Origin of the sequence: Pseudoalteromonas sp. Ld20 (assembly GCF_045064175.1) — a bacterium.
In the GTDB taxonomy this organism is placed as follows: Bacteria; Pseudomonadota; Gammaproteobacteria; order Enterobacterales; family Alteromonadaceae; genus Pseudoalteromonas; species Pseudoalteromonas neustonica.
Window position 1 is genome coordinate 167,579 of the sequence record NZ_JBISHB010000030.1, and the last position, 12,628, is coordinate 180,206.

Here is a 12,628-nt window from a genome sequence, read left to right on the forward strand (position 1 = left end):
TCTTCCTAAAAATTAAATACGAGGAGCACGCGCTCCGGCGCGGCCATCGGCCATAGTTTCTAAAATTCTGTGGTAGCTATCAAAACGTAGCTGTGAAATATCACCTTCATCGATTGCTTGGCGAATTATACAGCCAGGATCATTCAAATGTTTACAATCCCTAAAGCGACAACCACCAATAAACTCACGAAACTCTTTAAAACACCAAGTAACGCGTTCTACATCTAAATGCCACAAGCCAAATTCACGAATACCAGGAGAATCAATTAAGTTACCGCCAGAAGGTAAGTGGTGAAGTCGTGACACAGTTGTTGTGTGTTGACCAAGGCCGCTGTTCTCAGAGACTTCTTTGGTAAGTATTTCGGCATTAGGTAATACCGTGTTCACGAGCGTTGATTTACCGACACCACTTTGACCAACAAAAATGCTATTTTTATCGACCAGAGTATCTTTGAGCTCATCAATACCTTTGCCTGTAATATTACTAACCAGTAACACTTGGTAATCAAGTGCTCTATAAATATCCAAAATTTTATTAATATTGGCAAGCCCTTGCTCATCAATTAAGTCTATTTTATTGAGCACTAAAATAGGCTCTATGCCCATGTCTTCACAGGCAATAAGGTAGCGGTCGATAATACTGGGGGTAAATTCAGGTAATACTGCTGACACCATCAAAATTTGATCGATGTTGGCGGCAATGACTTTTACACCATCGTAAAAATCAGGGCGTGTAAGCTGCGAACGGCGTTCATGCATTGCTTCAATAACGCCGGCTAAATCACCTTCACTTACTTTAGCGCGACGAAATTGCACTTCATCGCCACAAACAATACCTTTAACAGTACGGCGAATATTACAGCGCAATACGTCACCGTCATCGGTTTCAATATCGGCATGTTGACCAAAACGACTGATCACTACAGCATTTTCAGGCGCACCTAAATTATCGGTTTGCCACTTATCAGCCTTACTTTTGGCTGGTGCAGAATCTGCATTAGATAAGCGTTTTTCATGATTGGCCTTAATCCTACGGGATTGACCTTTACTTAATTTCTTCTGTTTTGCCACTTTTGGCCCATAACTTAGTTAAATGTCGTGCTTTTTGAAAAAAAAGCTTTAGGTCGACTGATGATACTAATATGATATATCTAAATGCGTTAGATCTAAAGGAAAGCACCGCAAGGTAATTATGTCTTTTCATAAATCAAATCTGATTTGGCTCGACCTCGAAATGACAGGTCTAGAACCAAGTACAGACAAAATACTCGAAATCGCCACCGTTGTCACCGACAGTGAGCTAAACATCTTGGCCGAAGGTCCAACTATTGCAATTCATCAAAGTGATGAGTTGCTCGATGGTATGGATGAATGGTGCACTAACCAGCACGGTCAATCAGGTCTAACAGCTCGTTGTAAGACGAGTAAATTCACAGAGCAAGATGCCGTTGAGCAAACATTGGCATTTTTAAAGTTGTGGGTTCCAGCAGGTGCCTCACCTATGTGTGGTAACTCGATAGGGCAAGATAGACGCTTTATGAATAAATACATGCGCGAACTGGAAGATTACTTTCATTACCGCAATTTAGACGTCAGTACAATTAAAGAGCTCGCACGACGCTGGAAACCTGAAGTTTTAGCGCAAGTGAACAAAAAAGGCTCACACCTTGCTCTTGATGATATTAAAGATTCCATTATGGAATTAAAAGTCTATCAAGAAAAATTCTTTAAATTGTAAAAAACACTTGCAAACACATGGAATTATTGTAGAATCCCGCCCCGCTTAAGACGATAACCCCTGCGGGGTTACTGTGTTTAAGTTGCTTGAAATAAACATGTAGTACGGCACTAGCTCAGTTGCCTGAACGTTCACTGCGACTAGTCGCGTGACAACGGACGAATTACTGACTATTTAAATGCGGCACTAGCTCAGTTGGTAGAGCGCGACCTTGCCAAGGTCGAGGTCACGAGTTCGAGCCTCGTGTGCCGCTCCAATTTCTAACCAAAGAAATTGGAGCGATTTAAAAATTAATGCGGTACTAGCTCAGTTGGTAGAGCGCGACCTTGCCAAGGTCGAGGTCACGAGTTCGAGCCTCGTGTACCGCTCCAATTTCTAACCAAAGAAATTAGAGTGATTTAAAAATTAATGCGGTACTAGCTCAGTTGGTAGAGCGCGACCTTGCCAAGGTCGAGGTCACGAGTTCGAGCCTCGTGTACCGCTCCAATTTCTAACCATAAGAAGTTGAATTATTTTTAAAAATACAATTTATAAAGCGGTACTAGCTCAGTTGGTAGAGCGCGACCTTGCCAAGGTCGAGGTCACGAGTTCGAGCCTCGTGTACCGCTCCAATCTTTATTAAACAAATCAAAATACTCTATTAAGTAAATTATCTTAAACCTTACAGAACTGCATGCTTTTCTTGATGGCTGATGGCTGATGGCTTTAAACTTGCCCTTGCAGTGTCGCTATAAGTCTTCTTGTGCCGCCATGGTCGCGATGCTCACCTAAATAAATGCCTTGCCATGTCCCCAATTGTAAACATCCTTGATTAATAGGAATTGTAAGCTCACACCCTAAGGTACTACTTTTGATATGTGCTGGCATATCGTCATCGCCTTCATAATCATGACGATAATAAGGTTGGCACTGGGGTACAAACTTATTGAAATGACTCTCCATATCCATACGTACGGTAGGATCAGCATTTTCATTAATCGTTAAGCTGGCAGAAGTGTGTTGAATAAAAAGGTGGAGTAAGCCAATTTTATAATGGGAGATTTCAGGGAGTTGAGTGAGTATTTCATTATCAATAATATGAAAGCCTCGAGAGCGAGGCTTCAAAACCAGTTGTTTTTGTAACCAACTCATATTTTATCGAAACTGACTTCAATATTTGCATTACCTGCATCAGAGGTGAATGGGATGAGTATTTTTGCACCATCACTTTTATGCGTAATAGTATGGCCTTTACCAGATACAACTATAGGTGTGGCCATGTCAAAGTCATAACCTTTTTCACCCAGTAGGTTTTTTGCACCACCGGTAACCATGTTGGTTATTTCACCAACCATGTCAGTTACTTCTTCGTCAATTGAGTCAGGGCGCTCACCTAGCATACGTTCCATAATAGTCAGCGCTAAGCTTTCATCAAAGGTAATAGAAAATGAACCTTTAGTTTGCGGGCCTACCATACCTATTAAACCTGAAACATCACCACAGGCAACTTCATCTTTTTTAATTCTAGGCTTACCCGGTTTTAATTCGGTTTGAGCCATTGTACCTAGTACATTTAACAGAGACGTTAAAAAAGGATTGATGAACTCTACATTCATTGTTACTTATCCCTTGAGTTGGCAGTTTATACTGCTGTTATAAATTAAAGTGTAGCGGCTAATTTGAGCTCTGCACTTAATTATTCCTTACATGAACCACAAATACCATGGGCTTCTATTGTTTGCCCTGATACAGTAAATTCGCTTTCGGCGGCAAGACTGTTAAGTTCGTGTGAAATCACAGTTGAGTGTAACTCTTTGACAAAACCGCACTTATCACATATTAAAAGTTGTACAGGATGAATGTGGTCAAAATGATGACACAGCATAAATGCGTTAGTACTTTCAATTTTGTGGATAAAGCCTAGTTCTGCTAAAAAGTCTAATGCACGATATATCGTCGCAGGTTTAGCCCCTGACTCAGTGATTTTAAGTTGTTCTAATAAATCATAAGCCCCAACGCCGCCTTGGGCGCTAGCCAGTAGGCGAAATACTTTTTCACGGATCGGTGTAAATCGGGCGCCACGATTGTCGCATACTTGTTTTGCTTTACTAACGAGTGACTCTATATTCATCATTCTCTTATCCTTACGCTACCGTGATATACTAACATACTGTGTTGTACTTGCAGCGTTTTTATTAGACAGTTTTATTCTAGGAAGTCTAGCAATGAATGAATTATTAGCGATATTTATCTTCTTTTTTGCGGTTATCGATCCAATTGGCACTGTTCCTGTTTTTATTGCTACTACGCGTGGCGACTGTGAGCAGTTTAAGCGTAAAGTAGCTTACAAGGCTGTTGCGGTTTCTGCAGTAGTGTTGTTGTTTTTTGTTCTGGCGGGAGAGCTGCTTTTAAATGCAATCAAAATTCCACTGTCCGCTTTTCAGATTGCAGGTGGTATTGTCCTACTTTTGTTTGCACTATCTATGATTTTTGGTGAAAGTAAGCCTGAAACCGAAATCAAAAGTGTGAGAGATAGTACGGCAACGGCTATATTTCCTTTGGCAATTCCGTCAATTGCTAGTCCTGGGGCAATGCTCGGGGCTGTGCTTATGACACGTAATAATGAGTATACATGGGTCGAACAATCAATTACTTCAGCTGTCATGCTTGCAGTACTTGCGGTGGTGTTAGTTTTATTATTGCTAGCGACTCATGTTCATAAGTTAATAGGTGATAGCGGCGCGAGCATTATTAGTCGGATCATGGGATTGATTCTTACATCAGTTGCCGTTACGAATATATTAGATGGCATTGCTCATTACTTCGGGTTGCAGGTGTTTTCATAAGTTTGTGATCGATGTTTTTTGATTTGAATGCTTAAGATTGATGGAAGCCCTGCATTTATGTAAAATGTGGGGCTTTTATTTAGCCCTAACTGTTATTAATTACCTGAGGATTTTACTTTGAATAGACGCTTTTCTGTGGCCCCGATGCTTGATGGATGCGATTGATTATATAATGCCTATGTAATTCAATGGTTTAATTTGAATGGTGTTTTCAGAAAGGGACAAAAGGGGACAATAAATGTTCTCTTAATATCTGCTCTTATTAATTACATGCTCTAAAAATATAACGTTTTTATCAGGGCTATCCAGCTTTGAACGAATAAATCCATTTTTTTCCATTACCTTAATTGACCCAATATTATTGACTTCAACACCTCCAATTAGAGAGTGGATGTGCTTATCTAACTATGCCCAATTAACTAGGCCTTTAATTAATTCACTTCCATATCCTCTAGCCCAATAAGATTCACCTAATAGATAGCTGATATGTAAATCCAATTGTCCTCTTTTCGTCTCATCGTCATAGAGAAAAACAAAGCCAATAATCTTATTGTTTGGTTTTAGTTGGATGGATAGAAAACTGCTTTCTTCAATTCTCTGTTTCCACCAATTACTTGCCCCTTTGTAGCTTGTTATGTTTTGCCACTCACTAGGTAGAGAACTAGTCACAGCTGGCGTTAGTAACTCTAAAACTTTAAGTGTGTATAGTCGTTTACTGTCATCGTCTAATATTTGGGACTTAACACTTTTAATTAAAAGTCGTTCAGTATTAAACGCGCATCTTTGCCACAGCGGTAGGAGATCTGTCATGGTAAAATTCCTTTGTTAGGATTTTTCAAAATATTTGTAATAAAAAATGAGTGACATTACATAGTTTACGTATCACCCATATTTTATTATTAGAGGTGCATTTTATCCTTAAAGTGAATCGGTTGACTTTTCTTTAAAAGATTGCTTAAACTCCATCGTCATTTGATATCCTTTAATTGCAGGCGCTGCAATAGCATTTAAGCAAAGTTGCCCTAACATGATTAAAGTTGCCGTTGCTAATGCATCTAATATCCACGCAATGGCAGTACCACCAATACCGATATAACTAGGCATAGTTTCTAATGCTGGGATTGTCTGTAATCCAGTTATACCATGTAGGGCTAATGCAACCCAAAAGCCAAAGCAGTAGGGGCATTGCCACGCTTCGTATAAATACGCCAGTGGTCTAGGTAATCTTTCAATAATCCAGTTAAACCAGTTTCCCCAATCAGGTAACTTTTCCCACAACAAGATATATATCGAAAGTCCTATAAGCGCGAGTGTAATGTTCATATTAATCTCCTTCAGTTAATATTAAGCTTTATATCCTGTGATTATTGATGCAGTGGCATCTGGTTCACGGTGCTCCGAATTTGAAATATTTGTAAAGCCAGTTTTGTTCAGTAATTTCACAATACCATTTCTAGTTTTAAGTTCATGTTTGCATGAAGAATTTTCGTTATCTTTATCGTTAGCTTGCTCTTGGCTATATTCAACAGACTCTTCCCAAAGATCATCAACAGAGACAAACCGACCTGACGGCTTTAGTATTCTTAGTACTTCATTGAGTCCATCGTTAACATTTACCCAATGATGCAGAGTATTCACCGCTAACACTAAGTCACAGCTTTCACTTTCAACGGGTATTTTTTCCGCTCCAGCAAGTAGATATGTTACCTGTTGAAAATTGCTGTCTTTTACGGTGAGTTTCGTAGCGATTTCAAGCATTTTAGGTGTTGGATCTATGCCTGTCGCATGTCCTGTTGTGAGGTTACTGGCAATTGCTCTAACAGCAGCTCCGCTGCCACAACCAATATCTAAAACAATCTCTGTTGGTAATAGATTACAGAATTCAGGAACTTTTTTGTGAAGTAGAAGCTCTCCCCATTGGTCAACGTAATCTTCGGTAAGTTTGTCATTCCATGCACTGGCAAGTAGGTCATCTTTATTATCATTCATATTTTCATTAATCATTGTTAGGTTGCCTAACTATTATGATTATTTAAGTTAGTTAGTCAAACTAATTTTTGTTTGTAATGTTATTTATGTGAAAAATGTAAGGAGTGACTCTTGCAAATATATGCTGTGAGGTTCGTCATATAATTAATAGTTAGTACTTATACAGAAGAAATGTTATTTTGTTAGGTAAGCTAACTAAATGAAATTGTTTAACTATGGATTTGGAAAACTCACTAATAAAGTTTCAACGAATGATCTCTAGAACGTGGGATGTTCAAGTGTTTGATAATAAAGAAAGCAGTTTGAGTTACAGTGAATTTGAGTACTTATTATGTGTTCATATTGCAGAGAATGCAGAAATTGATCCTGCAAGTGAGAAGCATGATGATAGTACTCATTTATCGGCACTGGCTGCTGAAATGCAGGTGCAAAAATCATCAGCAAGTTTAATGGTCAATAAGCTTGAAAAACGAGAGTTGATATATCGCGCCACTTGTCAATATGATGCAAGAGCACAGCATATACTATTAACAGAAAAGGGTCGGAAGTTGTTCTTGAGTATTCAAAGCTCTGTTTATAAGAATTTGGCAAAATCATTTAAAGGTCTTTTGGAAGATAAAGAGTATGATAATTTTGAGCGAACCCTAGCAAAGATTTGTGATTCACATCCTAACGAAAAATGATAGGAATCAGTCCAATCACTAACGGTAATTAATTTTTGTCTAGCCTCGTTAAATCCCGTATAATTAGCCAAAATTTCAGATGTTATTTCTAACGTCTGAATCAGGCTTTAATTCACTTATTTGTTGTTAATTATATGATTTATCACAAGTTATCCGTTGCACCCATGCTCGATGGATGCGATTGAATGGTTATTTTTATTTGAATTCAAGTATTTAGTGTTTTGTTCGTTTTAATAAGGGACAAAAAGGGATAATGTTAAGCCCGTGAATAATTAAGGTTTATCTACAGGCTACCTAGCGTGTTTTAATTTATACTTCTTTAAGCATAAATATTGTTTCTTCATTAAAACCTCTATTTATATAGATGTCTCTTGCATGTTGATTAGAGGAAAAAACGTTTAAACTAATATTTGTAATATTCAATTCGCGAGCAAATTCTTCAGAATATTTAAGTAGTTTAGTGCCAATACCAAGTCCTTCATGAGATTTAGGAACGGCCAAAATAGAAATATGCAATAAACTTTTATTGTTAAAAAAGTCTTGTCTTGTTTCTACAAATAAAATGCCGACTACTTTGCTTTCTAGCTCTGCGACATACAAATACTGGTTTGATTGACGTTTATTAAAGTAAGCCTCAATAACTTTCAAATCACCCTTTACAATTTCTTTATCAGTTCTCCAGTATGGAGTTTCAAAATCAGCAAGCCTCTCAACTATTTTCATAACTTGGGATTTATCTGCTTGACCTGCTTTTCTTATTTTCATGTGTCCATCCTTATTGCCTCACTATTACCATAAACGACTTCTTGATGTTCAACATACTTGGGTTTGTCAATAAGAAAATCATCGTCCTTAGGGTAATATTTTGCCAGATGATAATTTTCACCTGCAAAATTTTTAATCGACTCATAAGAGTCCCAAAAAGTCAGTGTTGTAAAATAAAGTTTATTGTCTTTTTCTTCTAGCGTTAAAAACGCACCTATATTACCTTTTGTACTCTTATAATCTGCAAAGCCAGTTTGCATTATATAATCTATATATTCATCACGCTTAGATGTGGGTATTGGTGCAGTCCATTTTCTAGTGATCATTGTTCATCTCCAATGCTGGTAGCTGTTGAAATATTTTAGTTTGTTCTGTTATCACATTTCCTGTATGTAATATTCATTTAGACTCAGTTAGCATTATTCCGCTAGTTCATCAATGCTATGTACTTTCAGATTAAGCTCCTCAACCCTGAATAACATAAATCTGACTAATCTTTAAAAACCAATTTTTGCAGTTGCTACTTAACTCATTAATCTCAAATGTATGGCTAGTTGTAAATAACCACTGTAAGCTGCCAAAAACAATGAAATCTGGGTATAGTGGGCTAGCTCCCCCGATAAATTCAGTTTTGGTTAAATATTTTTCGAGTACACTGAGTTTTGAGAGAAAACTCTCTTTAGCTGTATCGTAATTTTCTTGTTGAACATCTTCTAACTTCTTGCCGAAGAAACTTTCCCGCGTTTTTCTAAAGTAAGCTTTATCTTGATCTTGCAAATGGCTATGAATATCTGCAATTGCCATTTTGGCTATGTCTGAATGTAAAGAATTTGCCCATGCTTCAATAAAAGTTGATAAAACACGTCCTTCATGAGAACTAAATAATGAGGGCTTTTCAGGATAGTTAGCTTCTAAATACTCAATAACTTTAAAAGAATCATTAATTGCTATGTTCCCATCATAGATAACGGGTACTGTTTTGAATTGACCGTCAGATATTTTTTGAATGTCAGTAAATGCAGTTTCCACAGCCGAAAAGTCTAATTTTTTATGCAATAAAGCTAAACGTACTCGCCAACAATAAGGACTAAAAATGACGTTGTTTTTACCTGCTAATTCATATAATTTGATCATGTTTATTTCTCGCTATTTTGATGTGGTGTAGTCACCTTAACTTGGTTGAATAATAAACTTGAAGCCTTCTCATTTACAGTTGGTTTTGTGTTGATATTTTTAGCTACTTCTAATGCTTTAATCGTAGCAGGCCTTTTACTTACTGCTTTCAGCCAGCGTTCTAGATGCTTAAAGTTAGAAATATCTTGGTTCTGATATTCATGAATTCTTATCCAAGGAAAGCACGCTATGTCAGCAATAGAGTAGAAAGTACCTGCAAGGTATTCAGTAGATGCTAATTGTTTGTCCATAACACTATATAAACGGCTTGTCTCATTCTGGTATCGCTTTATTGCGTAAGGTACTTCTTCAGTAGCATAATGGCTAAAATGATGATTTTGCCCTGCCATTGGTCCAAGTCCAGCAACTTGCCAAGTTAACCACTGAATTACTTTGTATTTATCTTCAGTTGTATTTCCTATTAAGTGACCTGTTTTCTCAGCTAAATATTGTAAAATTGCACCGGACTCAAAAATATTTATACTTTTATCACAATCATTTGGCGAGTTATCAACGATTGCAGGGATCCTTTGGTTTGGACTGATACTTGAAAATTTTTCTGAAAATTGCTCTCCTTCACTAATATTTATCGGGTGAATGTTATATGCTAATTGCAGCTCTTCAAGCACCATTGTAGCTTTGTGACCATTAGGTGTAGTCCAGTAATATAAGTCGATCATAGTTACCTCTGTTTTCTTAAGTGAATAAATTAGATGTGTTTTCGATAGTTTGTTTTATTAACAAAACACCGAATGTAAAAAATAGGGCAGCTGATATTTTATTAAAGATATAAGTGAGCTTTTTAAGGTCAATTGATTTTGCTATACGTGTAAAAACGTATGTATATATGCTGTGCACAATAATCACATTGAATGAGAATATTAGTGATAAGAGAGCAGGTTTGTGAAAGCTAATTGTTTTAGTATCTAGGTATAAAGGAAATATAAAAATACAAAAGGCAAGCGCTTTAGGGTTCAATAAGCTGATCAGTATTCCATGCTTAAATGAATTAAGTTGTACGTCTTTTTTATGCTCTTTTGGTACGCTCGTTTGCAAACTGTTAAATGATAGATAGAAAAAATACAGTGAGCCAGTAACGCTAGTTACCAGAAGAGCAAAGTTTAATGTATTTGCTGCAAAAATAAGGATCAACGTTGCAAATGCAGCCACAAAAAAAATTCCAGTAGCGACCCCGAAAATACCCAAAAACGTTTTAGTTAACTTATAATTCAGCGTGTTGTGAATTGTAAATAATACCGCTGGACCTGGGCTTAAAACCGTTATCAAAGATAAAATAAAAAAGCTTATTAAGTATGTGTTCATTCTTACTCCTACTAGTTTACGTGGCTAGTCTATCTTGCTAGCATGGAATGATTAACAGTAATTAGGTGTTAACAGCTTTAACTGAGGGTTCATAGTGGATAGAATAAAAGCAATTAATATTTTTATCGCGGTATGTCGGGAAAAGAGTTTTTCTAAAGTTGCTAATGAATTTGAGTTATCACCAACGATGGTAAGTAAATACATTAATTTTTTAGAAAAAGAGGTGAATGTAAAGCTTTTGAGTAGGAGTACACGAGGTCAAAAACTAACAGAGGCAGGTGAGTTGTATTTGAGTAAAGCGGCAAAGTTATCTGCACAATATCAACAACTGATGCATGAGATGGAATATTTTTCAGGGGAGCCTCAAGGTCGCATAAAAATAAATGCTCCTGTGACGTATGGCACATACCAGCTAACTTATCTCATTAGTGATTTTATGGATAAGTATCCTGATATTCATATTGATTTAGAGCTTTCGGATTCATTGTCTGATGTACTGTTGGATGATTTTGATATGATCTTTAGGGTCGGTGAGTTAAAGGATGCATCTTATATCTCTAAAAAAGTCGATGAGCAACAACTCATATTTTGTGCTTCTCCTGCATATTTAAAAGATTTTGGTATACCAAATAACATTAATAATCTTGAAGCACATCTATTTTTGGGATTTAAACCTTGGCAAACACACTCTAGGTTGAAAAGAGAATTTCAAATAGAATCATTACGGATTGAAGATAGTAAATTTGTGAGTAATAGTGGTAATTGCTTAAGAGTTGCAGCCTGCCGAGGTAAAGGAATAATTCTTCAACCATCTTCACTGCTTAAAGAGAACCTAGATAATTCCACCTTGATTAGAATATTAATTGGAGAAGAACCTAACCCACGACCAGTTCATTTACTCTATCCAGCGAAAAAACAATTACCTCTCAAGATACGATTGTTTATTGATTTTGTTTCAAACTATCAGAGGTAACTGCATTTGCAGTATTTTAATTTGATCATTGCGAGATTAAAACAACTATCTGTCTAATCGTAGGTTATAAATTAATTTTATTTACCTTTTTAATTCTTGTATAATCCTCAAAAATTACCAGTTATTTCCCTTAGTGTTTACACTAATTTCTAATTTTATTTTTATAGGTAAACCTTTGATTTCTAAAAAGCTATCCGTTGCTCCTATGCTTGATTGGACTGATCGTCATTGCCGTACTTTTCATCGTAAAATGACAAAGCACACAGTGTTGTATACTGAAATGATAACTACTGGTGCTATTTTATTTGGCCGTGGTGATTATCTGCATTTCAATGAGCATGAAGGACCGGTTGCTTTACAGTTGGGCGGGTCAGATCCTAAAGCACTTGCTCAGTGTGCAAAATTAGCCGCAGAGCGTGGCTATGACGAGATTAATCTTAATGTGGGTTGTCCGTCAGATCGTGTTCAAAATGGTCGTTTTGGTGCATGTTTAATGGGTGAACCGCAACTTGTTGCTGATTGCGTAGCTGCAATGAAAGAGCAGGCTAATATCCCTGTTACAGTTAAAACCCGTATAGGTATTGATGAGCAAGATTCGTATGAATTCTTATGTGCTTTAATTGAGGCCAGTCATAATGTTGGTTGTGATGATTTTATTATTCACGCACGAAAAGCGTGGTTAAAAGGCTTAAGCCCTAAAGAAAACCGTGAAGTACCGCCACTTGATTACCCACGTGTTTATCAGCTAAAAAAAGACTACCCGCAATTACATTTAAGTTTAAATGGTGGTGTTAAAACGATTGCTGACAGTCAAGCACACCTTGCTCATGTTGATGGTATTATGATTGGCAGAGAAGCATATAGTAACCCATTTATACTCAGCGAAGTTGATGAAAAGATTTACGGTGACGGTAATTTCACTCAATCACGCCATGATGTAGTGCGTTCAATGTATGATTATATTGAATCTGAGATGCAGCAAGGGGCCAACTTTTGGCATATTGCGCGCCATATGTTGGGTATTTTTCAGGGCCAGCCTGGTGCCCGTGGCTTTCGACGTCATTTATCGGAAAATGGCCACGGAAAACAAGCTGATTTATCAGTGATGGATAAGGCGTTAAGTTTTGTGCCGCAGTAAATCACTAATTTAATACCGTAA

17 protein-coding genes and 4 tRNA genes are annotated in these 12,628 nt (G+C 37.1%); 9 read left to right on the forward strand and 12 right to left on the reverse strand.

Annotated elements, in window-relative coordinates; all coding sequences use genetic code 11:
* Positions 1-12: 12 nt before the first annotated feature.
* Positions 13-1,071, reverse strand: a complete 1,059-nt coding sequence (rsgA, locus tag ACJJVX_RS06470) for a small ribosomal subunit biogenesis GTPase RsgA (protein WP_054202984.1) — start codon at positions 1,069-1,071, stop codon at positions 13-15.
* Between the two features lie 121 nt (positions 1,072-1,192).
* On the opposite strand from rsgA, the gene orn reads away from it, so the two are divergent.
* The 5 genes from orn (at position 1,193) to ACJJVX_RS06495 (ending at position 2,349) form a co-directional block, all read left to right on the forward strand.
* Positions 1,193-1,738, forward strand: coding sequence for an oligoribonuclease (gene orn / locus ACJJVX_RS06475; protein WP_169327574.1), 546 nt, complete (start codon positions 1,193-1,195; stop codon positions 1,736-1,738).
* A gap of 180 nt (positions 1,739-1,918) precedes the next feature.
* A tRNA-Gly gene (locus ACJJVX_RS06480) sits at positions 1,919-1,994 on the forward strand.
* 39 nt (positions 1,995-2,033) lie between these two features.
* A tRNA-Gly gene (locus ACJJVX_RS06485) sits at positions 2,034-2,109 on the forward strand.
* Between the two features lie 39 nt (positions 2,110-2,148).
* A tRNA-Gly gene (locus ACJJVX_RS06490) sits at positions 2,149-2,224 on the forward strand.
* A 49-nt stretch (positions 2,225-2,273) separates the two neighbouring features.
* Positions 2,274-2,349 (forward strand) — tRNA-Gly (locus ACJJVX_RS06495).
* A 94-nt stretch (positions 2,350-2,443) separates the two neighbouring features.
* Here ACJJVX_RS06495 and ACJJVX_RS06500 read toward each other — a convergent pair.
* The 3 genes from ACJJVX_RS06500 to ACJJVX_RS06510 form a co-directional block, all read right to left on the reverse strand.
* Positions 2,444-2,869 carry a secondary thiamine-phosphate synthase enzyme YjbQ gene (locus tag ACJJVX_RS06500; RefSeq protein WP_054202986.1) on the reverse strand — a complete coding sequence of 142 codons (426 nt, stop codon included), beginning with the start codon at positions 2,867-2,869 and terminating at the stop codon, positions 2,444-2,446.
* Positions 2,866-3,333, reverse strand: a complete 468-nt coding sequence (locus tag ACJJVX_RS06505) for a chemotaxis protein CheX (protein WP_054202987.1) — start codon at positions 3,331-3,333, stop codon at positions 2,866-2,868. Before ACJJVX_RS06505 ends, ACJJVX_RS06500 begins: the two co-directional genes overlap by 4 nt.
* Positions 3,334-3,413: 80 nt before the next feature.
* Positions 3,414-3,848, reverse strand: a complete 435-nt coding sequence (locus ACJJVX_RS06510; RefSeq protein WP_054203182.1) for a transcriptional repressor — start codon at positions 3,846-3,848, stop codon at positions 3,414-3,416.
* A gap of 94 nt (positions 3,849-3,942) precedes the next feature.
* Between ACJJVX_RS06510 and ACJJVX_RS06515 the strand changes: the two genes are divergently transcribed.
* Positions 3,943-4,563, forward strand: a complete 621-nt coding sequence (locus ACJJVX_RS06515) for a MarC family protein (protein WP_054202988.1) — start codon at positions 3,943-3,945, stop codon at positions 4,561-4,563.
* A gap of 405 nt (positions 4,564-4,968) precedes the next feature.
* On the opposite strand, the gene ACJJVX_RS06520 is transcribed toward ACJJVX_RS06515, so the two are convergent.
* From ACJJVX_RS06520 to ACJJVX_RS06530, 3 genes are all read right to left on the reverse strand, one after another.
* Positions 4,969-5,373, reverse strand: a complete 405-nt coding sequence (locus ACJJVX_RS06520) for a GNAT family N-acetyltransferase (protein WP_054202989.1) — start codon at positions 5,371-5,373, stop codon at positions 4,969-4,971.
* 108 nt (positions 5,374-5,481) lie between these two features.
* Entirely contained in the window at positions 5,482-5,886 is a 405-nt protein-coding gene (locus ACJJVX_RS06525; RefSeq protein WP_054202990.1) for a hypothetical protein, read from the reverse strand.
* A gap of 21 nt (positions 5,887-5,907) precedes the next feature.
* Positions 5,908-6,552 (reverse strand): class I SAM-dependent methyltransferase, encoded by a 645-nt coding sequence (locus ACJJVX_RS06530; RefSeq protein WP_405630684.1) that lies wholly within the window; start codon positions 6,550-6,552, stop codon positions 5,908-5,910.
* 278 nt (positions 6,553-6,830) lie between these two features.
* Between ACJJVX_RS06530 and ACJJVX_RS06535 the strand changes: the two genes are divergently transcribed.
* A complete protein-coding gene (locus ACJJVX_RS06535) occupies positions 6,831-7,235 on the forward strand; it encodes a MarR family winged helix-turn-helix transcriptional regulator (protein ID WP_157756415.1) in 405 nt (134 codons plus the stop codon).
* A gap of 309 nt (positions 7,236-7,544) precedes the next feature.
* Here ACJJVX_RS06535 and ACJJVX_RS06540 read toward each other — a convergent pair whose 3' ends face one another.
* The 5 genes from ACJJVX_RS06540 to ACJJVX_RS06560 form a co-directional block, all read right to left on the reverse strand.
* Positions 7,545-8,000 (reverse strand): GNAT family N-acetyltransferase, encoded by a 456-nt coding sequence (locus ACJJVX_RS06540; RefSeq protein ID WP_405630687.1) that lies wholly within the window; start codon positions 7,998-8,000, stop codon positions 7,545-7,547.
* Positions 7,997-8,326, reverse strand: coding sequence for a hypothetical protein (locus ACJJVX_RS06545; RefSeq protein ID WP_054202994.1), 330 nt, complete (start codon positions 8,324-8,326; stop codon positions 7,997-7,999). Before ACJJVX_RS06545 ends, ACJJVX_RS06540 begins: the two co-directional genes overlap by 4 nt.
* Before the next feature lie 139 nt (positions 8,327-8,465).
* Positions 8,466-9,134 carry a glutathione S-transferase N-terminal domain-containing protein gene (locus ACJJVX_RS06550; RefSeq protein ID WP_054202995.1) on the reverse strand — a complete coding sequence of 223 codons (669 nt, stop codon included), beginning with the start codon at positions 9,132-9,134 and terminating at the stop codon, positions 8,466-8,468.
* Between the two features lie 2 nt (positions 9,135-9,136).
* Complete coding sequence (locus ACJJVX_RS06555; RefSeq protein WP_054202996.1) at positions 9,137-9,853, reverse strand: glutathione binding-like protein; 717 nt, start codon at positions 9,851-9,853, stop codon at positions 9,137-9,139.
* A 16-nt stretch (positions 9,854-9,869) separates the two neighbouring features.
* Positions 9,870-10,496 (reverse strand): LysE family translocator, encoded by a 627-nt coding sequence (locus ACJJVX_RS06560; protein WP_054202997.1) that lies wholly within the window; start codon positions 10,494-10,496, stop codon positions 9,870-9,872.
* A 94-nt stretch (positions 10,497-10,590) separates the two neighbouring features.
* Between ACJJVX_RS06560 and ACJJVX_RS06565 the strand changes: the two genes are divergently transcribed.
* Together ACJJVX_RS06565 and dusA are read left to right on the forward strand one after the other, a co-directional pair.
* Positions 10,591-11,469 (forward strand): LysR family transcriptional regulator, encoded by an 879-nt coding sequence (locus tag ACJJVX_RS06565; protein WP_405630690.1) that lies wholly within the window; start codon positions 10,591-10,593, stop codon positions 11,467-11,469.
* Between the two features lie 175 nt (positions 11,470-11,644).
* A complete protein-coding gene (dusA, locus tag ACJJVX_RS06570; RefSeq protein WP_212760701.1) occupies positions 11,645-12,607 on the forward strand; it encodes a tRNA dihydrouridine(20/20a) synthase DusA in 963 nt (320 codons plus the stop codon).
* Positions 12,608-12,628 lie beyond the last annotated feature (21 nt).